Origin of the sequence: Streptomyces sp. NPDC058375 (assembly GCF_042723425.1) — a bacterium.
GTDB classification, from domain to species: Bacteria; Actinomycetota; Actinomycetes; order Streptomycetales; family Streptomycetaceae; genus Streptomyces; species Streptomyces durocortorensis.
Genome location: NZ_JBHXJG010000112.1, coordinates 1 through 23,189, shown reverse-complemented (window position 1 = coordinate 23,189; position 23,189 = coordinate 1). Strand labels below are relative to the sequence as shown.

Here is a 23,189-nt window from a genome sequence, read left to right as displayed (position 1 = left end):
GCTCGGGGCGGACGTCTGCGCACACGGTCCGGCGGGCCGGCGGCCGACCGCCGCGCCCCCGGGCCGACCGCCTCGCGCGGTTCGGCCCACCGAGCCCCAGGCCTCCCCCCTCGCGCCCGGGTCGGCCCACCGAGCCGGGACGGGCGTGGCCCCCGCCGGGCTCCCCTCGTCGCGCGCGGGCGGCCCCCAGCAGCCGACCGGAGCCGACACGGTGCCTCCAGGCCCTCGTCGCGCGCGAGCGGCCCGCTCCGGCCGACAATGGCGAAAGACGGTCCGGCGGACCGCGCCGCAGGGGCCGGCCCCGGGAGAGGAGCGTGCCGGATGAGCACCCAGCGGCTACCCGCGCACGAGACCCCGACGCGCATTCAGGCCACCGTCCGCCCGCCCAGCCCCCTGCGGATCCCTCAGAGGGCGGCAAGATGATCGCCGGGCAGCAGCGCGCGACGATCCTCCGCCGCGCCGTCCGGGTCACCGTCGCGGCGAGCGTCGGCTTCTACCCCCTGCTGTACGGAGCCGGGCTCCCGGTCGCCGCGCTGTACGCGCTCTTCGCGCCCATCGCCATGGGCCTGCTCTCCGCCGTCCCCGGCTCCGGCCCCCAGCGCGCCTCCGTCATGCTCCGCGCCCTGCCCCCAGCCCTGGTCCTGGCGACGCTGGGCACCCTCCTCGCGGTCGACACCTGGGCCGCGGTCGGTGGCATGCTCGTCATCGGATTCCTGCTGGCGTTCGCGGCCGTGGCCGGGCCCCGCCCCGCCGGCATCGCCCCCGGCCTCCAGCTCTTCTACATCCTCGCCTGCTTCCCGCCGTACGCCCCCGACGCGCTCGTGCAGCGACTGGCGGGGCTCACGGCGGGCGTGCTGCTGCTCGCCGCCCTCGAGATCCTGCTGCCCGATCCGGCCGCCCCCTCCTACCGCGAACGGCTGGCCGACGCCCTCGACGAGGCGGCGCGCGGGGCCGGCCCCGGCGGCGTACCACCGCAGCGGCTGCGGGCCGCCGGATCGACGCTGCGCCTGGCCGACGTACCCCCGGCGGAACGGCCGGCCGGCGCCGGGCGGGCGGACCGCGCGCTGGAACAGGCCGGCCGCTCGGCACGCAGGCTCCTCGACCAGCTGGCCACCCTCGCCGAGGCCCCGCCCGCCCCCGCAGATCCCGAGTCCGCCGAGCTCCTGGGCCGGGTCGCGGCACTGTGCACCGCCTGCGCCCGGTTCCTGCGCACCGGCAGCCGCCCCCCGCCCGCCGGCAAGCTGGAGGAAGCGATGCGGGGCTTCCAGGCCGACCGTGTGCGGACCGCCTCCGGACCGCCGGGTGAGCGGCCGCCCCTCGGCGTGCTGCGGCGGCAGTCACGCGTGCTGGCACTCGCCGAATCGGCGCGCATGGTGGAGATCACCGCCGACATCGCCGTGCACGGAGGCCCCACCGAACCGGCCGCCCCGCGCGCACTGTTCTGGTACGCCGAGCTGTCCACGCCCAGGCTGTGGGCCCGGCGCGTCCTCGGCAACGTCACCTTCCGGTCCGTGCTCTTCCAGAACGCCGTACGGACCGCACTCGGACTCGCCGCCGCCCGCGCGGTGGCCGGCTCCCTCGACCTGGCCCACGGGTTCTGGGTGCTCCTCGCCGTCCTGACCCTCGGACGTACGACCGCGGGCGCGACCTGGCAGGCGGTCCGCCGGGCGGTGGCGGGCAACGCGGTGGGGGCGCTGGTCGCCGGGGCGCTCGTGATCGGGCTCGGCCGGCACACCGACGTGTACGCCGCACTCCTCGGCCCCGTCATGCTGGTGGCCTTCGCCCTGGGCCCGCTGCTGGGTCTCGCGTACGCGCAGGCGCTGTTCACGATCGTCGTCGCCACCGCGTTCGCCCAGATCGCGCCGGTCACCTGGCGGCTGTCGGAGGCGCGGATGATCGACGTCGTCACCGGCAGCGTCATCGGGCTGCTGTGCGGCCTGGTGGCCTGGCCCGCCGGGGCGCGGCGGGAGGTCCACCGGGCCATGGCGGGGCTGCTGAGGACGTGCGCCCCGCTGGTGACCGTGACGGCAGAGGCGCTGCTCGCACCTTCGGGCGGCTCGCGCACCGCGCCCGAGACCCTGCCGGGCGTCCACCGGCTGCGCCTCGCCGAGGCGGCGTACGCACAGTTCCGCGCCGAGACACCGGCCGACGGGGAGAGCGACCGCGCCGACTGGCACGCCGTGCTCATCGCGGCCAACCACGTGCTGCTCGGCGCGCAGTGGCTGCCGCGCTTCGGTCTCCGCCCGGCGTCCGGTGCGACGGACGCGTCGGCGGCCTGGGCCCGTGGGACCGCGTCGGGCCTGGTGGCGCAGACCGACCGGATCGCCCGGCTGCTCACCGCCGAGCGGCCGGGGCCCGCGCCGCGGACCGCACCCGGGAGCGCCCCGGACCGCGATCCGCCGACGCCACTGTCCGTGGACCTGGAGGTGTGGATGACGAGCCTCGCCCACCAGCTCGCGCGCATCGAGTCCTCGCTGACGCCGACGTCCGGCACGGGCCCGCCGAGCGGGTGACGGCCCGCCGGGCACTCCGTCCGGGATGGCGGCCGACGTGGCCGCCCGCTGTCAGCCCGCGGCGTCGAACAGCACGCCCGGGTTGAGGACCCCGGCCGGGTCGAGGGTCCGCTTGGCGGCGCGCAGCACCTCCGCGAACGGCTCCGGGCGCTGCCGGTCGTACCCGGGCCGGTGGTCGCGCCCCACCGCGTGGTGATGGGTGACGGTCGCCCGGTGCTCGCCCAGCGTCCGCATCGCCGCCGCCTTGATCTCGTCCCACATGGCGACCTCCGACCCGCGCCGGCCCGGGGCGATCACTGTGAAGTAGGGGGCGGGACCGTCCGGGTAGACGTGCGTGAAACGGCAGTTGATCAGAGCCTTTGCACCGGTCGCCGCGCGGACGGCGGCCCCCACGTCCCGCCGCACCGCCTCGTACAGCTCCGGGAACCGGTCCCAGGTGCAGGCCGTCTCGAACGTCTCGCTGATCACGCTCATCCGGGCCAGCCCGTCCCGCACGTACGGCATCCGCAGGAACGTCGAACGCCACGCGCCCACGGCCGAGCCGCCCGAAGCGGGGGATCCGGCGGCGGGGGAGCCGCCGTGGTCGCGGGCCAGGGCGACGAGTTCGGCGAGGCGGCCCTCCACCGGGTGGTGCGCCGACTCCACCCCCAGGACGAGGACGCTCCTGCCCTCGGCCGCCACCCCCGACAGCGCCGCCTCGCCCGGATCGAGCAGACGGCAGTTGGCCGGGTGGAGGCCCGACTGCGCGATGGCCCGGACGGCGTCCACCGCGGCGGGGAAGCGGTCGAACAGCACCGAGGCCGACGCCTTGTGGACCGGGCGGTCCTGGAGCCGCATCCACGCCTCCGTGATGATCCCGAGAGTGCCCTCCGAACCGAGGAAGAGCCGGTCCGGGGACGGCCCGGCCCCCGAACCCGGCAGGCGCAGCGACTCGCTCACCCCGGCGGGCGTCACCACGCGCAGGGAGGCGGTCAGGTCGTCGATGTGCGTGTGGAGGGTGGCGTAGTGCCCGCCCGCCCGGGTGGCGAGCCAGCCGCCGAGGGTCGAGAACTCGAAGCTCTGCGGAAAGTGCCGCAACGTGAGCCCGTGCGGCCTCAACTGCGCCTCCAGGCCCGGCCCGAGGGCCCCCGCCTGGATCCGTGCCGTCCGGCTGACCCGGTCGGTCTCCAGCACCCGGTCCATCCCGGAGAGATCCATCGAGCAGACGCCCGCGTGGGCCCCGGCGCGGTACTCGACCCCGCCGACGACCGAACTCCCCGCCCCGTACGGGATCACGGCGATGTCCGCCCCGGCCGCCCAGTCCAGGAGGTCCACCACGTCCCGCTCCTCCCGGGGGAAGGCGACGAGATCCGGAGCGGCCGCCAGGTCGCCGTTCAGCGCGCGGACGACGTCCCGGAAGGCCTTGCCGTAGGTGTGGCCCGCGCGGTCGGCCGGGTCGCCGGAGACGAGGTGGGCGAGCGTGCGCGGCGCGCTCACACGGACGGGCGGCAGCTCCAGAAAGGCGATCGAGGGAACGGGCAGCGCGGTGTCGGCGGCCCCGGGAACCAGCGCGCCGAGCGCGGCGCACTCGGCGTCCGGCAGCGCCCGGCCCGGGTCGCCCCAGCCCCACCAGGACCGGGCAGGGGCGGCATCGGCTTTGCGCGAGGGGGAGGTGCGGTCCGCCATCAACGTATGACCTTCCGGCAATTTACCTTTGGGTAATTTACTGGAGCGTATGGTCCAGGCATGACCACGGCAAGAGGCTCGTCACCCGCCACTCAGCCCCCGGGCCCGCGCCGGACCCGCACCGGCGCAGCCCCGGGCGCGGGGACGAAAGGGGTGCCCCGGGCGCGGCGTGAGGCGCAGATCCGCGCCGCCGCCGTGGAGGAGTTCGGCCGGCACGGACACGCCTCGGCGTCGATGGCGGCGATCGCCCGGCGTGTGGGGGTGACCAAGCCGATGCTGTACACCTACTTCGGCTCCAAGGACGGGCTCTACCTCGCTTGTCTGGAGCACATCGCCCCCCGGCTCGTCTCGGCCATCGAGGAGGCGATGACGCCGGATCCGCCCGGCGCCATCGCCTCCTCAGGTGTTCCCCCGCGCGTCCTGGCGGCCGTCTTCGGCGTACTGGAGGAGCAGCGGGAAGCCTGGTTCGTGCTGTACGACCGGACCCTGAAGCCCGGCTCCGACCTGCACGCCGCCGCACACGCCCACCGCGCGGCCATCGACCGCCTCGCCGCGTCCGGTACCGCGGACGTCCTGCGCGCACAGGGCAACGAGGACCCGTTGGACGCCGACGCGCTGAAGCACGTGTGGACCGGGGCCGTCGGCGCGCTCGTCGGCTGGTGGATCTCCCACCCGGAGCAGTCCGCGGCGGAGATGGCGGCACGCTGCGCCCGGCTCCTGGCCGCGATCCGCGCCCCGCACTGACCCCGCCCCGCCCGCCTCCCGCCTGCTCCCGCCGGCGTACGGGCCGACTCCCGGCGGAGGATGCCGCGCCCCGCCCCGCTCCGTACCGTCCGAAGCCCCGGGCGAAGTCCGCCCGCGGATGTCGGGAGGTTGTGGTGATGAGAGCTCTGCGAAGGGCGGCCGCCTGGGCCGTGGCCCTGCTGCTGCTCATCCCCGGTACGGCGGCGGCAACGGCCCCGCACGGGGGCGGGCCCCCGGGGATCCGGGTGACGGGGGAGCGGTGGATCGGCGACCGGCTCCTCGAACTGACCGTGCGCTCCACGGCGTTGGGCGGACCCGCCACGGTCCGCCTGCTCACGCCGGACGGCTGGGAGGAGCGCGGGCGCGGTGAGCGGTGGCCGGTGCTGTACCTACTGGCCGGCGGCCACGGCGACCCCGGGGCATGGATGGAGGACTACGCGGTGGACCGGCTTCCGCAGCTGCGCGACGTACTCGTGGTGATGCCGTCGATGCCGCTGTTCGGCTTCTACAGCGACTGGTGGAACCACGGCGACGGCGGCGCGCCGCGCGTGGAGAGCTTCCACCTCGACGAGGTGCGCCCGCTGCTGCAACGTTCCTACGGCGCGGGGGACCGGCGGGTCGCGGCGGGGGAGTCCCAGGGCGGCTTCGGCGCGCTCGCGTACGCGGCCCGGCGCCCCGGCCTGTTCCGTGCGGTGGCGAGCTTCAGCGGTTACGTCCATCCGCTCCAGCACCCCCGCGCGGTTCAGGCGGGACTGGACTACCTCGGCATCGACCGGCTGGCGCTGTGGGGCGACCCGGTGGCCCAGCGGCGGATCTGGCGGGACCACGACCCGTTCTACGGCCCGGAGCGGCTCCGCGGCGTCGAGGTCCATCTGTCCAGCGGCGACGGCCGGGCGGGCGTGCTGGATCCGCCGGGCACGGAGCCGGACCCGCACGTGCCGGGCCTGGAGGACCCCGATGACCCCTTCCCGAAGGACGTCCTCTCCCCGACCGAGGCCATCATGGCGACGGAGAACCGGGCGATGGCCGCCCGGCTGCGGGCCCACGGGGTTCCGGTCACCACGCACTTCTACCGGGGAACCCACTCACCGCCGTACTGGGAGCGGGAGTTGCGCAGCGCGCTGCCGGCGCTGCTGCGCAACCTCGGGCGGTGAGGGGACGGAGGAGAACCTCTACGACGAGGCGGGCGAACCCTCGGGCAGGTCCGCGGGCTCCGGCTCCCGCGGCTCCTCCACGAGCTGCTCGCGGAGGTAGTTCCAGATCACCGCGAGCACCGCCGCCAACGGGACGGCGAGCAGGCTTCCCACCACGCCGGCCAGGCTGCCGCCCAGCGTCACCGCGAGTAGCACGACCGCCGCGTGCAGACCCAGCCCCCGGCTCTGGATCATGGGCTGGAACACATTGCCCTCCAGTTGCTGCACCACGATGATGATCGCCAGCACGAGCAGGGCGTCCATCAGACCGTTCGAGACCAGGGCGATGACCACCGCCACGAATCCTGCGAACAGCGCCCCGACGATCGGCACGAACGCGCAGACGAACGTCAGCACCGCCAGCGGCAGGACCAGCGGTACCCCCAGGATCCACAGGCCGAGGCCGATGAAGACCGCGTCCAGCAGACCCACGAACGCCTGGGACCGGACGAACGCTCCCAGGGTGGCCCAACTGCGGGCGGCCACCTCGGGGATGTCGGTGGCGAGCCGGCCGGGAAGCTGACGGGTGAGCCACGGGAGGAAGCGCGGGCCGTCCTTGAGGAAGAAGAACATCAGGAAGAGCGCCAGAACCGCCGTGACGACCCCGTTGACCACGGTGCTCACCCCGGTGACGGCGGTGGTGACGACACTGCCGACACTGTCCTGGAGCCGGTCGGTCGCTGAGTCGAGGGCTCCGGTGATCTGGTCGTCGCCGATGTTCAGCGGCGGACCGGCCGCCCACTCGCGGAGCTTGTCGATGCCGGCGACCACCCGGTCGGCCAGCTCACCGGACTGGTCCGCCACCGGCACCGCGATCAGGGCCACGATGCCCGCCCCCACGAGCAGGGCGAACACCGTCACCACCGACGCGGCCAGCGCGGGCCACCACCCGTGCCGGCGCAGGAAGCGGGCGAGCGGCCAGGTCAGCGTCGTGAGGAACAGACCGACTATCAGCGGCCATACGACCGACCACATCCGGCCCAGCACCCACAGCGCGACCGCAGCCGCCACGAGGACCAGCAGCAGCTCTGCGGAGACCCGTGCCGACGTGCGGAGAGCGGCCGCGGTCTTTGTCGAACTCAATGGCGAAGACATGGCGTCACCCTATGGCTTCGAGAACCCTGTTCCGGCCACACCCGCGGCCCGCCCGGGCCGATCGCCACGAAAGCGGGCCGCCGGACCCGTCAGCGCAACGCCGTCGGCAACTCCTCCCGGTGGACGATGCCCAGGCGCTGAGTGGCCCGGGTGAGCGCCACGTACAGATCGCTCCTTCCGAACCGGGCGGGCTCCACCACCAGCACATGGTCGAACTCGAGCCCCTTGGCCTGACGCGGATCCAGCAGCACCACCGTCCGCGTGAGGTCGGGGGCCTCACCCGCCGTCACCCCGTCCAGCGGCGCGGCGATCTCCTCGTGCAGCGCACGCGGCGCGATCACCGCGAGGCGCCCCTCCCGGGGCGTCAGCTCCGCGACGGCCCCGGCCACCGCGCCCGCCAGGTCCTGTCCGGCGTCCCGCGTCCACGGCTTCTCACCGGTCGACCGCACCGACACGGGCGCGGTGAACGCGGGGTCCTTCTCCCGCAGCACCTCGGCGGCCAGCTCCATGATCTCGGCGGGCGTACGGTAGTTGACCTCCAGCGTGACGTGCTCGAAGCGGTCGTCCACGTACGGGGAGAGGATCTTCTCCCACGACCCGACGCCGGCCTCCTCGGAGGTCTGGGCCGGGTCGCCGACCAGGGTCATCGAGCGGGTCGGCGACCGCCGCATCAGCAGCCGCCACGCCATCGGCGACAGCTCCTGCGCCTCGTCGACGATGATGTGCCCGAACGCCCACGTACGGTCGGCGGCGGCCCGCTCGGCCGCCGTGCGGTGGTCGGCCTCCTCGTGCCGCTCCGCCATCCGCTCGGCGTCGATGATGTCGTGCGCGGCGAGCACCTCGGACTCCTCGTCCTCGAACTCGTAACTCTCCGAACCGCGCGACAGCTCCAGCACGCCCTGCGCGTAGCCGACCCGCTCCTGCCGGGCCGCCTCCGCCGCCGCCCGCTCCGCGCTGTCGTCGACGCCGAGCAGCTCGGCCGCCTCGTCCAGCAGCGGTACGTCGGCCGGGGTCCACGCCCCCGCCGCGGCCGGACGGCGGATCGTGTCGGCGTCCTCCTCCGGTACGTACACCGGGTCGGCCAGATAGCCGGCGAGGAAGCCCTCGGGGGTCAGCGGCGGCCACAGCTCGTCCACGGCCGCGTGCACCTCCTTGCTCAGCGCGACGTCCCGGCCGAGCTGGGCCACATCGTCGGGGCCGAGGAAGTTGGGCCCGCCGTAGGGGTCCGCGCCGATGCGCTCGACGAGCTGCGCGGTGAGGGCGTCGATGACCCGGAAGACGAAGTGCGGGCGGGCGAGATTGTGCGGCAGCCGGGTCTCCCGGGCCGCCTGCCGGGCCTCGTAGGCGATCTCCCAGTCCAGGATCAGATCCCCGCCGTCCTCGTGCGGGATCACCATCGCCGCCCCGGGCTCCGGCAGCCGCTGCCGGTCGCGTACGGCCAGGGAGAGGGCCTCGGCCATCGCCTCGCCGCCCTTGACGGCGGCGGCGCGCGGGGTGTCCGTACCGGTGGCGTGCACCCCGGGGAACAGCTCGGCCTGCGTGGCGAGCAGCACCCCGGTCTCGCCGAGTGAGGGCAGCACCTCCGCGATGTAGCGCAGGAACGCCGGGTTGGGGCCCACGATGAGCACGGCCCGCTTGGCCAGCAGCTCGCGGTGCTCGTACAGCAGGAACGCCGCCCGGTGCAGCGCGACGGCGGTCTTGCCGGTGCCGGGGCCGCCCTCGACGACGAGGACACCGCGGTGCGGGGCGCGGATGATGCCGTCCTGCTCGGCCTGGATGGTCCGCACGATGTCGCCCATGCGTCCGGTGCGCGCGGAATTGAGCGCCGCCAGCAGCACGGCGTCGCCGTTCGGATCCTCGAAACCGGTGCGGTCGTCGTCCCCGAGATCGAGGATCTCGTCATGGAGCTCGGTGACCGTACGGCCCTCGGTGGTGATGTGGCGACGCCGGCGCAGACCCATCGGCGTGTGCCCCGTGGCGAGATAGAAAGGACGCGCCACCGGCGCACGCCAGTCGATCAGAACAGGCGTGTGGTCGGCGTCGTCCTCGCGGATCCCGATCCGGCCGATATGGTGCGCGAGCCCGTCCGAGTGGTCGGTGCGACCGAAACACAGTGAGCCGTCCACCGCGTCGAGCGCGGCGAGCAGCCCCGAGCGCTCCGCGACGAGGATGTCGCGCTCCAGCCGCGCCTGCTGGCCCGTCCCGACCGGAGTCAACGCGTGCTCGACACCCTCGGCCGCCACCCCGCGCAGTGCGTCGACCCGGGCATGGAGCCGATCGATGAATTCCTGCTCTTCCCGCAATTCGTCGCTTTCCCGGTTTGACAAAACGGCTCCCCGCCAGATATATTCGTACTCATAAGGGCCCCGAGCGGGGCCTTTCTGCATGAACGCAGAAGAATCCAATATACGCGTGATAATCCCCGGACCGCAATGACGGTCCGGGGATTATCCATTTCGTGGTGGGGACGGGTGCGGGGCGGTGCGGGGGCGGGACAAGGCCTTCGAGTCGCCGGGCCGCCCATGACTCTCCGGCGTGCGCTCCCGGAGACCTCGGCCGACACTGATGACGGACACCGGATTCGGCGCCATCACCCACGTCGGGTCCGCGTGCGGACGCTTCGACGGGCCGTCGCGGACCTCTGACGCCGCCGCGTCCCACCCGACCGGAGAGAGCCATGAGCACACAGTTCGAAGCAACGGTCGACATCGACCGGCCCATCGAGGAAGTCTTCGCCTATCTCGCGGACGGCGAGCACGACCCCGAGTTCAGTCCACGGGTGCAGCGCATCGAGAAATCGCCGAACGGTCCGACCCGCGTGGGCACCGTCTTCCACAGCACCGTCAAGGACGCGGGCATGACGTCCCGGCGCGACTTCGAGATCAGCGAGCTGGTCGCCCCGACCCGTATCCGCTGGCAGGAGCAGTCGAAGAACCTCATCACCGCGGCCGAGGGCGGCTATGACCTCGAACGCACGCCGGACGGCGGCACGCATGTGAGGCTCTTCAACGTCCTGGAGGGCCACGGCGTCGGCAAACTGCTGGTCGGCTTCGCGGGAAGCGCGGCACGCAAGGACGCACCGGCCTTCGGACAGCGCATCAAGGAAGCGGTCGAAGCGCCCTGAGCCGGTGTCAGTCCGGCAGGGGGACGCGGATCACCGGGTCGAACGGGTGCTTGTTGAAGCCGCTGCGCACATTGCGGCAGCTCGGCGCCTCGCACATGAAGAACTCCTCCACGCTCCGGCGGCCCGTCCGGCTACGGAGCCAGGTCTTCTCGCCGGCGGTGAGGGAGCGGTGCTGTTCATCGGAATCACACGTGTAGCAGTACATGGCGCGGGCCGGCACGGGACCTCCTGAAGCGGGCGAACGGGCAGAAGGCGAAGCATATGAGGGCGTGCCGGGCGGGGACAGGGTACGGCGCGCCCGATCCCGTCGGTGTCGGAGCACTCAGCGACCCACCGGCGCGCGCTCTCACACTTCGCGTCGAGAAGCCGGGAACGCGCGCCGCGGCGGCTCCCCCTGCCGGAGAACCGCCGCGGTACCGGCCCGCCGACGTCAGCGGGTCAGGGTGAACGCCTGGGCCGGGGAACCGGAGCAGGGCTGCTGCGAGAGCCTGGCCGCGTTGGCCGTCGAGGAGTTGTCGACGCCGAGGCACTTGCCGCTGTGCCGGGCGACGAAGCGGTACTGCCCGCCGGACAGGGCCTCCGGTCGCCACTGCTGGTTGACGCCGCCCACGTACGACCACAGGTGCACCCTGGCGCCGTCGGCGGTCGCTCCGGAGCCGCCGTCGACGTCCCAGGCCTTCGCGTTGTGCCGGTTCACCACCTGGTAGTGGCCGGAGTCGGTGGGCCTGAACTGCCAGCCCTGGTTGGCCCCGGTCCCGCAGGCCCACTGCTGGAGCGCGGTGCCGTCCGCCGTACCCCAGTCGGCCGCGTCCAGGCAGGCGCCGCTGTTGGCGTTGCGCACCTGGTACCAGGCGGCGGGGTCGATCGACCCCACGGGCGGCTCGGTCGTCTCGCCGCTCCCGTCCCAGGTGAACGTCGCGACGGCGCCGGCGGGCAGGGTGTACGCGAGCGACCTGCCGTTGTCGGTCAGGGAGAACCGCTGCGATGAGGAAGCGGTGTTGACGACCACGGCCGCGCGAGTGCCGTCGCTGTTCTGGAAGGCGACGTTCTGCACCCCTCCGGCGCCCTGGCTGGTGGAGCCGATCCGCATCGCCCCCGCCTCGACGAACTTCGAGACATGGCCGAGGACGTAGAACTCGGCGTTGCGGGTGACCTGGCCGCCGTTGATCTCGACGACGCCGTTGCAGCGGTTGGTGCAGTGCCCCTGGTGGGGACCGCCGTTCCGATCGAGGGCCAGGTTCCAGTTGATGACCGTCTCGCCGCCGTTACGCATGTTCTGCACGACGAGGTTCTCGGCGTGCCACCTGAGCGTGTCGCCGAACGTCGTCGCCGGGTTCGCGCTGTCGGTGCCGGAGCACTCCGTGAAGAAGACCCGCTTTCCGGCGTCGGCGATCTGCTTCTGCGCCGCGGGCGCCCCGCCGTAGCAGTGGAACGCGGCGCCGATGATCCGCTGGATACCGCCCGTCCGGGCGAAGACGTCGAGCGGATAGTTCGGGTGGTCCCAATTGTGGTCGTAGGCCAGGATGTTGGTCGGCAGATTCGCGGCGGTGAGCGTACGGTCCAGAACTCGCAGGAAGTCCGCCTGCTGGGCCGAGGTCATGCTCATCGACGGGTAACTGGTCGCGAACTCCGGCTCGTTCTGCGCGGTGAGGTCGGTGAGGGCGATGCCCTCCTGCCCGTACGCCCTGATCGCCTTGACCAGGTAGTCGGCGTAGGCCTGGTAGTGCTCGGTGCGCAGACTCCCGCCGTTGAGCGAGTTGTTGGTCTTCATCCAGGCCGGGGGAGACCAGGGTGAGCCCATGAAGCGGATGGCGGGGTTGATGGCGGTGGCCTGCTTCAGGACCGGGATGATCTGGCTCCGGTCCCGGTCGATGGAGAAGGCGCCCCGGGTGTCCTCGTACGTGTACGCGTTGGTGTTCGCGTCGAAGTCGGTGCTGCCCAGGGGCTGGCGCAGGTAGTTGAGCCCGATGCCGTCGCCCTCGGTGGAGAAGAGCGACCTCAGCAGCGAGGTGCGCTGCGCCTGGGGGAGGCCCTGGATGAGATGGGCGGAGGCGCCCGTCACCGAGGCGCCCGCCCCGGTGAACTTCTGGCCCTTGGCGGCGGCGTCGATACGGATGTCGACCGGCTGGGGGGCCGCGTCGAAGGGGAGGCTTCCGTCCGGGGTGAGCTTCTTGGAGCCGTCGGGCGTGGTCACCCACACCTGGGCGACCGGGTCGGCGGCCCGGGCGGTTGTGGCGGCGCCGTTGACGCCGAGTGCGGCGACGGTCACGACGAGCGCGGCGCCGGCCGCGCGCGCTCTGAAACGCAGGGGAGTGGAGCTTGGCATGGTTGCGGCTCTCCTTGGGTTCGTACCTGCTGACAGGCGGCACCCCGGCGGACGGAGGGCGCGGCGGACGCCTCGCTCCGGGCGTGCCGGTCACAAGAGGGCGGGACAACGGCATGAAAGCACACTCACTAAGTGGTTAGTAAGTAGTCTGCTCACGTGTTCTTCACCGCTGCCCGCACGGGTTCTTCCTCGCTGTCCGAAGGATCTTCACGGCCCTCCGGCAGGCTTAAGCTGAACCGGTGAGCAACCAGTCAGTGGGCAGACCGGCACGCACCCCGGCCAAGCCCCGCACGCCGCGCAGCCCGGAAGCCCGGCAGCGACAGCAGGACATCCTGGCCATCGCCATGGACACCTTCGCCGCCCGTGGCTACAACAACGCCTCGCTCGCCGAGATCGCGGACCGGGTCGGCCTCACCCAGGCAGGGGTGCTGCACTACTTCCGCTCCAAGGCCCTCCTCCTCACCAGCGTGCTCGAACTGCGCGACCAGCGGGACATCGAGCACCTCGGCCCCGACCGACCCCAGGGACTGGACTTCCTGCGCCACCTGGTGAACACCGCGCTGCGCAACGCGGAGCGCGAGGGCATCGTCCGGCTGTACGCGGTGCTCTCGGCGGAGTCCGTGACCGACGACCACCCCGCTCAGGACTACTTCCGCGACCGCTACGACGGACTGCGCGCCTTCGTCGCCGACGCCCTGCGCGAGGCCTGCGAACTGCCCGTCGACCGGGCGGACCTGGCCGACAACGCGGCCAACGCCATCATCGCGGTGATGGACGGACTGCAGGTCCAGTGGCTCCTGTCGCCCGACTCCGTGGACATGGCCGCCTCGACCGATCTCGTGGTCACCTCGCTGCTGGCGACCCTGAGGGCTGTTCCGTAATCCCCGGCGGGCGCGCGACGACCAGCAGGCCTGCTACGCAGGCGCGACGGGGGCCGGCGCCTCACCGCCGGGCCCGCGCCGCGCACCGCCGCGGCCGGCCGCCACCTCCACCTGCGCGTCCAGTGCTGCGAGAAGCCAGTCGTGCGCGGACCCCGGGGTCGGCTCGGGGCGGCCGCCGGGGGCGCTGATCACCTCGGCCGTCAGGTCCCAGTACCGGTCGATACGAGGATCGGCCGCGAGCCGGCCGGCCAGCACCCGGCGGAAGGCGGGCGTGTCCTGGGTACCGTACGTGCTCGCGTACGCGTCCACGAATCCGTCCAGCGCCTCGCCGGGAGCGGGTTTCGCACCCCGGCGCAACTCCCCGCCCGCCAAGTCGTACGCCTCGGCCAGGCCCGCGTACAGCACGGCCGACGCACGGGCCCCCGAGACGCCGTGCGCCCGGGGCTGGCAGGGCCTGCCGCCGCTCCCGCCGTCGCACGGGCGGGTCACGAAGGCGTGCAGCCGGGCGAAGGCGAGGACCTGCGCCGGCCGCGGGTCGTCAGGTGGGTGCGGAACCGCCGCCTCCAGAAACGCCGTGACGGACCGGGCGGGCATCCGGGGCGGCAGCCACGCACGCCAGAACCGGGCCAGGGAGGCGGTGCTCGGCGGGGCGGTGACCGCCCCGACCAGCCGTAGCCGGCCGGGCCGTTCGGCCGGCGGGCACTCCTGCACCAGCCGGAGCGCCGCCTCCCGCCAGCGCAGCGCGGCGAGTTCGGACCCCAGGGCGCGCAGCCGTCCGGCCACGGCATCCTCCAGCGCGCCACCCGCGCCGGCCCCCTCCTCCTCGCCTTGCCCGGCCTGCTCGTCGAGGATGCGGCGTACTTCGGGAACCGAGAGGTCCAGGCTTCGCAGCGACCGGATCATGCCCAGCCGCTCCACGGCGTCCGGACCGTACCTGCGGTGCCCGCCTGCGCTGCGGGACGCCTCCGGCAGCAGCCCGCGCTCCGAGTAGAAGCGGACGGTCCTGACGCTGACGCCCAGGCGCTCGGCCAACTCACCGATGGTGCACAGCCCGTCGTGCGACGAGAACACTTGAACCTCCACCAGGGGGAGTTCCTACGGTACCGGCGAGCGCTGCCGGGAGACCTGGCCGGTGCGCGGAGACAGCGTGACGAGGAGGGACCATGACCGTATTCATCCTGGTGGCCGGGGTGTTCACCGGCCCGCACGTGTGGCGGGACACCGCCGCGCGGCTGACGGCGGAAGGCGCCGAGGTGCACTGCGTGGCGCTCACGGGCCTCGGTAAGCGCCCCACCGACGCGGGCGAATCCGTCGACCTGGAGACCCACACCGCGGACATCCTCGCGGTGATCGACTCGGTGGCGGCGGAGTCCGGCGGGGACATCGTGCTCGTCGGCCACGACTACGGCATCCACCCGGTGCTCGGCGCGGCCGATCGCCGGGCGGACGCGATCGCCCGGATCGTCCACCTGGACGCCGGGGTGCCGCGGAACGGCGTCCCCGCCCTGGCCGCCGTGCCCGACCAGCGCCTGCGCGAAGAGGTGGTGGTGCGCGCCGCCGGAAGCGGGGACCGGGGGGCGGGCGGTGAACTGCCGCCCCCGGCCAGGGACGCATGGGACCGCTGGGGGAGCACCGCGGGCCTCTCCGGGGCGGCGCTCGACGGCCTCACCGCCCTCGCGGCACCGCAGCCGCTGGGCACGCTGCTCCAGCCGCTGCGGCTCACCGGAGCCGTGGGCGCGGTGCCCGTGACGGGGGTGCTGTGCACCGGCAACGGGCCGGGCGTCGAGATGCTCCAGATCATGGTGGACGTCGGCGATCCCGCCCTCCGGGCCCTCGCCGACGCGCGGGTGGCCTTCTTCGAACTGCCCACCGGACACTGGCCGATGCTGTCCTGCCCCGGCGAGCTGGCCGAGACCCTGATCGGGGCCGCGTCCGGCGGGGGACACCGGCTGACCCCCGTCGACGCCGCCCATACGCCCGCCCATCTGCGGCCGTTCCTCCTCGACGTGCCCGAACGGCCCCGGGAGCGGACCGGGAACACCGATCTGTACCTGCCGGACGGGCCGGGTCCGCACCCGGCCGTGGTGTTCGTGCACGGCGGCCCGGTGCCGGCCGAGGCGCGGCCCACGCCCCGGGACTGGCCGACCCTGACGGGATACGCCCGCTTGGTCGCCGGGCAGGGAGCGGTGGGCGTGACGCTCGACCACCGCCTGCGCGCCGTGACCGACTACGGGCAGGCGGCCGCGGACGTGGCCGAAGCGGTCGAGCGGGTGCGCGCCGATCCGCGGGTGGACGCGGACCGGGTGGCCCTGTGGTTCTTCTCGGGCGGGGGCCCGATCACGGCCGACTGGTTGGAGAACCCGCCGGCGTGGCTGCGCTGCGTGGCCGCCAACTATCCGATCCTCGCGCCGCTGCCGGGCTGGGGACTGACAGGCCCCCGCTTCCACCCGGCCCGGGCGGTCGCCCGCGCCGGCCGTCTTCCGCTCGTGCTGGTCCGGGCGGGCCGCGAGAGTCCCGAGATCGCCGCGACCGTCGAGGCGTTCGTGACCGAGGCCGCTCGCTGTGGGGCGAACCTGGAGATCATCGACGTACCGGAAGGGCGGCACGGCTTCGAGACGCTCGCCGTGACCGACGGGGCGCGCGAAGCCGTGCACCGCGCGGTCGGCGCGGTGCTGGCCCGCTTGAAGGGGTGACCGCCCGGGCCACGGCCCTCCGCCGTGGCCCACCGCGCCCTCACGTCAGGGCGTCCGTGCGTTCGACTACTCGATGACCAGCTGGACGTCGATGTTGCCCCGGGTGGCCTTGGAGTACGGGCAGTAGGCGTGGGTGGCCTCGACCAGCTTCTGCCCGGCCTCGCCCGCGAGGGAGTCCGGCAGCTCCACGCGCATGATCACCGCGAGCCCGAAGCCGTCGCCGTCCTTGCCGATGGAGACCTCGGCGGTCACGGAGGCGTCCTTGGTGTCGACCTTCGTCTCCCGGCCCACCGCGGCCATCGCGCTGGCGAAACAGGCCGCGTAGCCGGCGGCGAAGAGCTGCTCGGGGTTGGTGCCCCTGCCGTTGCCGCCGAGGGCCGGAGGCATGGCGAGGGGCAGGTCGATCTGACCGTCCGAGCTGACGGCACGGCCCTCGCGGCCGTTGGCGGTGGCGGCGGCGGTGTACAACGCGTCCATGGGATGACCCTCCTCTGGAGCCCCGACCCGGCTGGTCGTGGCCACGGGCATAAAGATTGCACACAACTTAGTTGCGCACAACTCAATGACGTGTGCGGCGGTACGCTGGTCCCATGACCCCTGCTCCGAGCCCCTCGCCCGACCTCTCCGCCGTCCCCGACGCGGAGCTGCTGCGACTGGACCACCAGGTGTGCTTCTCGCTGCACGCCGCCTCGCGCGCGTTCGGCGGCTACTACCGGCAGGCTCTGAAGGATCTCGGCCTCACCTACTCGCAGTACCTGGTCATGCTGGTCCTCTGGGAGCGGGGCCCGCAGTCGGTCAAGGCCATCGGGGAGAGCCTCCGCCTGGACTCGGGAACCCTGTCGCCGCTCCTGAAGCGACTGGAGACGGCCGGCCTGGTCCGGCGCGAACGCAGCCGCGAGGACGAACGCTCCGTCGTGATCGACCTGACCGACGAAGGCGCGGGGCTGCGCGAGCGCGCCCTGTCCGTGCCCCGCGGAGTGCTCGCCGCCACCGGGCTGTCGCTGGAGGAGGTCCTCGGGCTGCAGGAAGTCCTGGGCCGGCTCACGGGTGCGCTGGGGGAGGCGGTCGACGCTGACTGACTTTCGGACAGCATTGGCTGTCATCCCTTCGGTGTGGAAAATTCAATTGTCGGCATAATCATCGACAGTTAAGGTTGTCGCATGGATGATGTGAAGGCGATCCCGACCCCTGATCAGAGCGACGAGAACTTCTGGGCCACGGTCCTGACCCCGGTGGACCCCGCCTGGAACGAGCCCGGTGACGACGACACGTTCGCCATGGACGAACAACTGCTCGCAGCAGTCCGGTCGCTGGCCGAACGCATCTCGACGCGCGCGCTCGCCTACCGCACCGCGGGAAAACCCTTCGACGCCGCGCTCATGGCCGCGCCCGATGTGCAGCTGGCGATGCTGCGGTCGCTCTACGAAGCCAAGCTGTCCGTCGACCGGCTGGCGGAGAGCGCGGCCACCGTCGCCGGACGCGGTGGATCCAGCTACGCGCAGCTCGGCGCCGCCTGGGGCGGCATCAAGCGCCAGTCCGCCCGTCTCAAGTGGCCCCACGCGGTGCCCAAGAAGTCCGCCAGCGAGTCCATTCCGCTCCACTACGCGGGCGGCGACGCCGTGATCCACCACGACCCGGGCGCCGACGCCTGGTGGTACACCGCCACCGGCGCGGACTTGCAGACGGACGAGTCGGAGGCCGTCCACGGCACGTCCGCCGAGGCCATCGCGCGGGCGACCGAGTTCCTGCTGGCACACGCCCGGCCCGCGCGGCACGACACCACGTGACCGCGCGTAGCAGGGAGGCGTCGGGCTCAGCTGCCGGAGACCTCGGCATCCCCGTCGGCCCCGCGGTAGAAGTCCCAGGCCTGGATGTCGCGGTAGTGGATCAGCCCCGGGCCGCGGCCGATGTTGCTGCCGACCAGGTGGAGGCGCCCGGCCTCCCAGCCCCGGCCGGTGAACGCGGCGAGCCCGGCCGCGGCCTCCACCGTGGCCGCGTGGTCGCCCCGGCGTGACCGGGCCAGGGTCAGATGGGGCCGGAGCGGTCGGTCGGGGAAGGGGACACCGCACTCCCTGACGAGGGCGCGTACGTCGGTGGCGAGGCGGTGCAGCCCTTCAAGGTCCCCTGTCACCCCGGTCCACAACACCCGCTCGTCGAAGTGCCCACCACCGCGCAGCGCCAGCCCCAACGGCCGTTGCCGCGCCGCGATCCCGGCGAGCGGTGGCATCAGGGGCGGAACGGCGGCGACCGGTAGCTCACCGAGGAACGCCAGGGTGATGTGCCAGTCCTCGATCCGGTTCCACCGCATGCGGGGGTAGGCGTCATAGGCCGGGCGCAGGACCTGCGCCAGTTCGTCCTTCGCGTCGTCGGGCGGAGCGAGCGCCAGGAACACGCGGGTCGTCCTGGCCCGGACGCGTTCGTCCGCGGGGTGACCCGTCACGGCTTCGAGCGGTTCGTTCACCTGCCGTACCGTACGTGCCGACCACACCGCCGCCGCGACGCGGGGCCGACGACGGGCCCCGGCGCGTGCCCTGCGGGGCGGCGGCGGTGTGGCGGTCAGCCCAGGTAGTGCGCGCGCCCCTCGTCGTCCAGCTCGAAGGGGCCCTCGGGGAGGATGCAGAACTCATTGCCCTCGGGGTCGGCCATTACCAGGAAGCCACCGTCGTCGTATCCTTCCAACCGGCGCCCACCGAGCGCCTCGACCCGCCGCTGCCCGGCGGCCGGATCGGGGGCCGAGACATCGATGTGCATCCGGTTCTTGGATCGCCTCGGCTCGTCGGTCCGCTGGAAGCCCAGCCCCAGACCGTGCTCACGCCGCAGCCACACGTAAGGACCCGTACGGCCCACGATCGGCCTGCCGAGCAGCTCGGACCAGAACGCGGCGAGCCGTTCCGGGTCCGTGGCATCGACGATGAGGGCGTTGATCCGCATCGGGGTGTCCGTCATTCCCTGGGAGTCCGTCATGCCAACCCACCTTCCCAGGTACGTCCGTAGTGTGCGAGGTTCAGTCGGCTGCCCGTGACGCCGCGCCCGCCGCCGTCGTCGTCCGGAACCGGGCACGGTAGTGGGTGCCGAAGGCCCAGCGTCCGGGCCACGGGGAGCGGAGAGGGGTGCGGACGAAGTCGCCCCGCCCCTGGTGCCCGCGCTGCTGGGCACCGATTCACTCCGCCCCGTCCCCTTGCAACGCCCCCGAGACCGCCCGAATCAGGAAGCGGTCGCGTCGGCCCGTTCCGGTGCCGCCGCCTCCCCCATCCCTTCCGGGGCGGCGGACGGCGAAGCGCTCTTCCCCGTACGGGCGGAACGCAACGGCCCCCGGACCAGGACGTAGAGGAACAGGGCGGCCATCACGGCGACCCCCGCCCACATGGCGTTCTGCCAGCCGTCGACGAAGGACTCCCGCCCGGCGCGGATCAGCTCCTGCGCATGGAGGCCCGCGCCGTTCGCCGCCTCGACGGCGTTGGCGACGCCTCCGCGCGCGATGTCGGCCGGGCCCTCGGGGATCCCGGCGAGCCGGGGGTCGATGGCGCTGCGGTAGCCGGCGGACAGCAGCGCACCGAGCAGCGCGACGCCGAGCGCGGTGCCGAACTCACGGGTCACGTCGTTCAGCGCGGACGCGACCCCCTGGCGCTCACGGGGCAGCGCACCGGTGATGGCCTCGGTGGAAGGCGTCATCGCCAGGCCCATGCCGAGGCCCATCGCCAGCATGCCCGGCAGTACGGACAGGTAGCCGCCGTCGACCGAGACGATCCCGGCCATGAGCGCGAGCCCCGCGCCCGCCAGCAGGATTCCGGTGGCCATGGTCGCGCGGGCGCCGATCCGGGCGGCCAGGTGCGGCGCGAGACCCGACGCCATCATCATCAGGACGGCCATGGGCATCAGAGCCAGCGTGGACAGCAGCCCCGACCAGCCGAGAACGGCCTGGAGGAACGGGAAGAGGACCACGAAGACGCCCGCCTGCACCCCGAAGACCACCAGCAGGGTGATCGAGCCCCCGGCGAGTCCGCGCTCGCCGAACAGGCGGAGGTCCAGGAGCGCGGCATCCCCGCGACGCAGCTCCCACACCACGAAACCGGCGGCGGCGGTCACTCCGACGACGAGACCGAGCAGCGTCACGGGTGCGGTCCAGCCGCGCTCCGGCCCTTCCTGAAGCACGAAGATGAGCCCGACCACCGCCACGACGGACGTCAGCGCGCCACCGACGTCGAACCCGTGCCCGGACCTCTCGCGGGAGTCGGGAACGTACCGCAGCGTCATGACGAGGGCGACGGCGCCGAGTGCCAGAGGCAGGACGAACAGCCACCGCCAGCTCGCCACGTCGACCAGCGCGGCGGAGAGGAACATGCCCAGAACGCCGCCGCCTCCCGCGACCCCGGTCCACACGCCGATCGCCCGGCCCCGCTCCTTCGCGGGGAAGGTGGAGGTGATCACGGCCAGGGTGATGGGCATGATCATCGCCGCGCCGACCCCGCTGAACAGCCGGGCGGCGAGCATGACCTCGGCCGACGGTGCGAGACCCGCCGCCGCACCGGCCACGCCGAAGACGGCCAGGCCGGCCACCAGGACGGGCTTGCGGCCCAGCCGGTCGCCGATCGCGCCGAGCGGCAGCAGCAGGGCGGCCAGGCCGAGGGTGTAGATGTTGATGATCCACAGGATCGTGCTCTGCGAGGCGTCGAAGGCGACGGCGAGGTCGGGCTGGGCGACGTTGAGCCCCGAGACCGAGGCGATCACGGCCATCAGCGCGAGGCATACGGTGATCAGGATCGTGCGCCGCTGACGCGCGTCGGGCACGCCCTCGCCGGGCTCGCCCGGGACGTCGTCCGGATCGACGCCCACCGGACCGGGCTGGTTCATACTCATGGATTCCTCTTCCGTGCGAGCCCACAACTTCCGGGGCCGACCACGGACGACGCTAAGCGCGATTTGCTCGGATGGCATACGCTCATGCCTATGACGCAAGAAGATGGTGAGCTGGACAGCCTGGTACGCAAACGGATCCGCGCCCTGCGCGTGGCTCAGGGCTGGTCCCTGGAGGAGCTGGCCGCCCGGGCGAAGGTCAGCCAGTCCACGCTCAGCCGCATCGAGAACGGCCGGCGCCGACTGGCCCTGGACCAGCTCGTCACGCTCGCCCGCGCCCTGGACACCTCCCTCGACCAGCTGGTCGAGACCGCGACCGACGACATCATCTCCAACCCGATGATCGACGGAGCCCACGGCCAGCTGCGGTGGCCCATCAAGGCGGAACCCGGCATGACCGTCATCCGCCAGCGCATGACCGAGCCACCGCCCGACAACCCCGCGCGCCTGCGCGCGCATCCGGGCCGTGAGTGGCTCGTCGTCCTCTCCGGCACCGCGATCCTGCTCCTGGGCAACCGGCGCCTGCGGATCGAGACGAACCAGGCGGCGGAGTTCCCCACGATGCTCCCGCACGCCATCGGCGCCGATGGCGGACCGTGCGAGCTGCTGGGCATCTTCGACCGGGACGCCCGCCGCGGCCACCAGCGCGGAGAGGGCACGGAAGGGGCCCGCCGACCATCATGATCGGCGGGCCCCGGGCCATCGTTCGGTACGGCTGACCTCTCGCGCGTTTCAGCCACTCACGCGGGGTCGACGCGGGAGACGACGCCGTTGCTGCCGAGCACGTACAGCTCGCCGTCACCGCCCTCCGCGAAGGAGATGACCTCGCCGCCGCTGACGCCGAGGTCGCCCACACCGGTCACCTCGCCGTCCGCCAGCTGGAGCGTCCGCAGGGTGCCGTCGCAGTAGTCGCTGAACACGTAGCTCCCCTGAAGATCCGGGAGCGCCTCGCCGCGGTAGACGAATCCGCCGGTCACCGAGCAGCCGAGGCCGGTGCGGTCGTACTCGTACACCGGCGGGACGTGGTTCGCGGGCTCCGTGCCGCCGCGGAAGGGATGCGTGCCCTCCATGGATGCCCACCCGTAGTTCTCGCCGCCTTCGCTGTCCGCCGGGGCCCAGTCGATCTCCTCCCAGTCGCTCTGCCCGACGTCGCCGATCAGCAGGTCACCGGTGCCCGCGTCGAAGGAGAACCGCCACGGATTGCGCAGCCCGTACGACCAGATCTCGTCCTTCGCGTTCGCGTCGTCCACGAACGGGTTGTCCGCCGGGATCGCGTACGGTTCGCCGCCGCGCGGGTCGATCCGCAGCAGCTTGCCGAGCAGGGTGTCGAGCTTCTGCCCGTTGCCGTGCGGGTCGCCGCCCGAGCCGCCGTCACCGAAGGCGATGTACAGGTAGCCGTCGGGGCCGAACTTGATGTCCCCTCCGTTGTGGTTCGCGTACGGCTGCGTCTGGGTGAGGACGGTGCGCCGCGAATCCGGCTGGAGTTGGCCGTCCGCCACCGCGAACTCGTCGATGGTGCTGGTGCCTTCGAGGTCGGTGAACGAGATGTAGAAGTGCGCGAACTCCTTGTCGAACGCGACGCCGAGCAGGCCGCGTTCGCCGTCGGTGGTGGTCTCGTCGGAGATGTCGAGCACCGGTTCGCCGAGGCCCGCGTCGTCCAAGACCCTTACGGTGCCCGCGCGTTCGGCGATCCACAGCGTGTCACCAGGTCCGGCCGTCCCGGCGGACGGCCCCTGGGCCCTGGCCACTTCGGTCAGGGATGCGGTCACCGGCTGCACCGGGGCGGCGGGCTCGTCGGCCGACGCCGAGGCCAAAGCCAGGGACGTGACGAGACAGAGCGTGCCGATGATCGCCGAGCTTCTGGTGCGAAATTTCACCGTGTCCTCCTGGAGGCGGCGAATGGGGGGATCACCCGGCTGCTCGAACGGAGTTGAGTGGGGGCACGAGCCGGCAGGCAACCTGGGTGGGGGGGATGGTGTGTCACCGGCTACAGGTGAGGATAGGGGGACGGAGCGGCTTGGACTAGACCAGCGTCCCGGCATCCTCTTCGGCGGGCACGGTGCGCGAGGCGCGGCGCCGCCCCTGCTGCTCTCCCCGGACG

At 72.9% G+C, this 23,189-nt stretch carries 20 protein-coding genes; 9 read left to right on the top strand and 11 right to left on the bottom strand.

Going from position 1 to position 23,189, the window contains the following annotated elements; genetic code table 11:
* The first annotated feature begins 419 nt into the window (after window positions 1-419).
* Entirely contained in the window at window positions 420-2,513 is a 2,094-nt protein-coding gene (locus tag ACFWM7_RS19350; RefSeq protein ID WP_383262281.1) for an FUSC family protein, read from the top strand.
* Between the two features lie 51 nt (window positions 2,514-2,564).
* On the opposite strand, the gene ACFWM7_RS19345 is transcribed toward ACFWM7_RS19350, so the two are convergent.
* A complete protein-coding gene (locus ACFWM7_RS19345) occupies window positions 2,565-4,178 on the bottom strand; it encodes an FAD-binding oxidoreductase (protein ID WP_383262279.1) in 1,614 nt (537 codons plus the stop codon).
* Window positions 4,179-4,238: 60 nt separating this feature from the next.
* Between ACFWM7_RS19345 and ACFWM7_RS19340 the strand changes: the two genes are divergently transcribed.
* Together ACFWM7_RS19340 and ACFWM7_RS19335 are read left to right on the top strand one after the other, a co-directional pair.
* Complete coding sequence (locus ACFWM7_RS19340) at window positions 4,239-4,922, top strand: TetR/AcrR family transcriptional regulator (protein ID WP_383262278.1); 684 nt, start codon at window positions 4,239-4,241, stop codon at window positions 4,920-4,922.
* Between the two features lie 137 nt (window positions 4,923-5,059).
* Window positions 5,060-6,076, top strand: a complete 1,017-nt coding sequence (locus ACFWM7_RS19335) for an alpha/beta hydrolase (protein ID WP_383262276.1) — start codon at window positions 5,060-5,062, stop codon at window positions 6,074-6,076.
* 18 nt (window positions 6,077-6,094) lie between these two features.
* Here the strand turns inward: ACFWM7_RS19335 and ACFWM7_RS19330 are convergent, their stop codons facing one another.
* Complete coding sequence (locus ACFWM7_RS19330) at window positions 6,095-7,210, bottom strand: AI-2E family transporter (RefSeq protein ID WP_383262275.1); 1,116 nt, start codon at window positions 7,208-7,210, stop codon at window positions 6,095-6,097.
* 89 nt (window positions 7,211-7,299) lie between these two features.
* Window positions 7,300-9,513: a HelD family protein gene (locus ACFWM7_RS19325; protein ID WP_383262284.1), complete on the bottom strand. Its 2,214-nt coding sequence runs from the start codon at window positions 9,511-9,513 to the stop codon at window positions 7,300-7,302.
* A gap of 374 nt (window positions 9,514-9,887) precedes the next feature.
* Between ACFWM7_RS19325 and ACFWM7_RS19320 the strand changes: the two genes are divergently transcribed.
* Window positions 9,888-10,334, top strand: coding sequence for an SRPBCC family protein (locus ACFWM7_RS19320; protein ID WP_205081173.1), 447 nt, complete (start codon window positions 9,888-9,890; stop codon window positions 10,332-10,334).
* Between the two features lie 7 nt (window positions 10,335-10,341).
* Here the strand turns inward: ACFWM7_RS19320 and ACFWM7_RS19315 are convergent, their stop codons facing one another.
* Together ACFWM7_RS19315 and ACFWM7_RS19310 are read right to left on the bottom strand one after the other, a co-directional pair.
* Window positions 10,342-10,554 (bottom strand): hypothetical protein, encoded by a 213-nt coding sequence (locus ACFWM7_RS19315; RefSeq protein ID WP_383262272.1) that lies wholly within the window; start codon window positions 10,552-10,554, stop codon window positions 10,342-10,344.
* A 210-nt stretch (window positions 10,555-10,764) separates the two neighbouring features.
* The gene (locus tag ACFWM7_RS19310; protein WP_383262271.1) at window positions 10,765-12,660 is read right to left on the bottom strand and encodes an RICIN domain-containing protein; all 1,896 of its coding nucleotides are present in this window, start codon (window positions 12,658-12,660) and stop codon (window positions 10,765-10,767) included.
* Window positions 12,661-12,899: 239 nt separating this feature from the next.
* On the opposite strand from ACFWM7_RS19310, the gene ACFWM7_RS19305 reads away from it, so the two are divergent.
* Entirely contained in the window at window positions 12,900-13,541 is a 642-nt protein-coding gene (locus ACFWM7_RS19305) for a TetR/AcrR family transcriptional regulator (protein ID WP_383262270.1), read from the top strand.
* 33 nt (window positions 13,542-13,574) lie between these two features.
* Here the strand turns inward: ACFWM7_RS19305 and ACFWM7_RS19300 are convergent, their stop codons facing one another.
* Window positions 13,575-14,612: a MerR family transcriptional regulator gene (locus ACFWM7_RS19300; RefSeq protein ID WP_383262268.1), complete on the bottom strand. Its 1,038-nt coding sequence runs from the start codon at window positions 14,610-14,612 to the stop codon at window positions 13,575-13,577.
* Between the two features lie 92 nt (window positions 14,613-14,704).
* Here ACFWM7_RS19300 and ACFWM7_RS19295 point away from each other — a divergent pair, with 92 nt between their 5' ends.
* Complete coding sequence (locus ACFWM7_RS19295) at window positions 14,705-16,234, top strand: alpha/beta fold hydrolase (protein WP_383262266.1); 1,530 nt, start codon at window positions 14,705-14,707, stop codon at window positions 16,232-16,234.
* A 66-nt stretch (window positions 16,235-16,300) separates the two neighbouring features.
* Here ACFWM7_RS19295 and ACFWM7_RS19290 read toward each other — a convergent pair whose 3' ends face one another.
* Window positions 16,301-16,711, bottom strand: a complete 411-nt coding sequence (locus tag ACFWM7_RS19290) for an Ohr family peroxiredoxin (protein ID WP_383262265.1) — start codon at window positions 16,709-16,711, stop codon at window positions 16,301-16,303.
* 113 nt (window positions 16,712-16,824) lie between these two features.
* Between ACFWM7_RS19290 and ACFWM7_RS19285 the strand changes: the two genes are divergently transcribed.
* Window positions 16,825-17,313: a MarR family winged helix-turn-helix transcriptional regulator gene (locus tag ACFWM7_RS19285; RefSeq protein ID WP_383262263.1), complete on the top strand. Its 489-nt coding sequence runs from the start codon at window positions 16,825-16,827 to the stop codon at window positions 17,311-17,313.
* A gap of 81 nt (window positions 17,314-17,394) precedes the next feature.
* Entirely contained in the window at window positions 17,395-18,021 is a 627-nt protein-coding gene (locus ACFWM7_RS19280) for a hypothetical protein (RefSeq protein WP_383262261.1), read from the top strand.
* Between the two features lie 26 nt (window positions 18,022-18,047).
* Here the strand turns inward: ACFWM7_RS19280 and thpR are convergent, their stop codons facing one another.
* The 3 genes from thpR to ACFWM7_RS19265 form a co-directional block, all read right to left on the bottom strand.
* On the bottom strand, window positions 18,048-18,695 hold the full coding sequence (gene thpR / locus ACFWM7_RS19275; protein WP_383262259.1) for an RNA 2',3'-cyclic phosphodiesterase: 648 nt from the start codon (window positions 18,693-18,695) through the stop codon (window positions 18,048-18,050).
* A gap of 95 nt (window positions 18,696-18,790) precedes the next feature.
* Window positions 18,791-19,180, bottom strand: coding sequence for a VOC family protein (locus ACFWM7_RS19270; protein WP_383262282.1), 390 nt, complete (start codon window positions 19,178-19,180; stop codon window positions 18,791-18,793).
* Window positions 19,181-19,438: 258 nt separating this feature from the next.
* A complete protein-coding gene (locus tag ACFWM7_RS19265; RefSeq protein WP_383262257.1) occupies window positions 19,439-21,091 on the bottom strand; it encodes an MFS transporter in 1,653 nt (550 codons plus the stop codon).
* A 90-nt stretch (window positions 21,092-21,181) separates the two neighbouring features.
* On the opposite strand from ACFWM7_RS19265, the gene ACFWM7_RS19260 reads away from it, so the two are divergent.
* On the top strand, window positions 21,182-21,772 hold the full coding sequence (locus tag ACFWM7_RS19260; protein ID WP_383262255.1) for a helix-turn-helix domain-containing protein: 591 nt from the start codon (window positions 21,182-21,184) through the stop codon (window positions 21,770-21,772).
* Between the two features lie 56 nt (window positions 21,773-21,828).
* On the opposite strand, the gene ACFWM7_RS19255 is transcribed toward ACFWM7_RS19260, so the two are convergent.
* The gene (locus ACFWM7_RS19255; protein ID WP_383262254.1) at window positions 21,829-22,965 is read right to left on the bottom strand and encodes a PQQ-dependent sugar dehydrogenase; all 1,137 of its coding nucleotides are present in this window, start codon (window positions 22,963-22,965) and stop codon (window positions 21,829-21,831) included.
* Window positions 22,966-23,189 lie beyond the last annotated feature (224 nt).

What these genes read in the sequence shown, in the direction of transcription:
- ACFWM7_RS19340 (WP_383262278.1), top strand. Translation starts at nt 4,239, where the DNA reads ATGACCACGGCAAGAGGCTCGTCACCCGCCACTCAGCCCCCGGGCCCG.
- ACFWM7_RS19295 (WP_383262266.1), top strand. Translation starts at nt 14,705, where the DNA reads ATGACCGTATTCATCCTGGTGGCCGGGGTGTTCACCGGCCCGCACGTG.
- ACFWM7_RS19335 (WP_383262276.1), top strand. Translation starts at nt 5,060, where the DNA reads ATGAGAGCTCTGCGAAGGGCGGCCGCCTGGGCCGTGGCCCTGCTGCTG.
- ACFWM7_RS19345 (WP_383262279.1), bottom strand. Translation starts at nt 4,178, where the DNA reads ATGGCGGACCGCACCTCCCCCTCGCGCAAAGCCGATGCCGCCCCTGCC.
- ACFWM7_RS19350 (WP_383262281.1), top strand. Translation starts at nt 420, where the DNA reads ATGATCGCCGGGCAGCAGCGCGCGACGATCCTCCGCCGCGCCGTCCGG.
- ACFWM7_RS19265 (WP_383262257.1), bottom strand. Translation starts at nt 21,091, where the DNA reads ATGAGTATGAACCAGCCCGGTCCGGTGGGCGTCGATCCGGACGACGTC.
- ACFWM7_RS19280 (WP_383262261.1), top strand. Translation starts at nt 17,395, where the DNA reads ATGGATGATGTGAAGGCGATCCCGACCCCTGATCAGAGCGACGAGAAC.
- ACFWM7_RS19270 (WP_383262282.1), bottom strand. Translation starts at nt 19,180, where the DNA reads ATGACGGACACCCCGATGCGGATCAACGCCCTCATCGTCGATGCCACG.
- ACFWM7_RS19260 (WP_383262255.1), top strand. Translation starts at nt 21,182, where the DNA reads ATGACGCAAGAAGATGGTGAGCTGGACAGCCTGGTACGCAAACGGATC.
- ACFWM7_RS19320 (WP_205081173.1), top strand. Translation starts at nt 9,888, where the DNA reads ATGAGCACACAGTTCGAAGCAACGGTCGACATCGACCGGCCCATCGAG.
- ACFWM7_RS19290 (WP_383262265.1), bottom strand. Translation starts at nt 16,711, where the DNA reads ATGGACGCGTTGTACACCGCCGCCGCCACCGCCAACGGCCGCGAGGGC.
- ACFWM7_RS19310 (WP_383262271.1), bottom strand. Translation starts at nt 12,660, where the DNA reads ATGCCAAGCTCCACTCCCCTGCGTTTCAGAGCGCGCGCGGCCGGCGCC.
- ACFWM7_RS19285 (WP_383262263.1), top strand. Translation starts at nt 16,825, where the DNA reads ATGACCCCTGCTCCGAGCCCCTCGCCCGACCTCTCCGCCGTCCCCGAC.
- ACFWM7_RS19330 (WP_383262275.1), bottom strand. Translation starts at nt 7,210, where the DNA reads ATGTCTTCGCCATTGAGTTCGACAAAGACCGCGGCCGCTCTCCGCACG.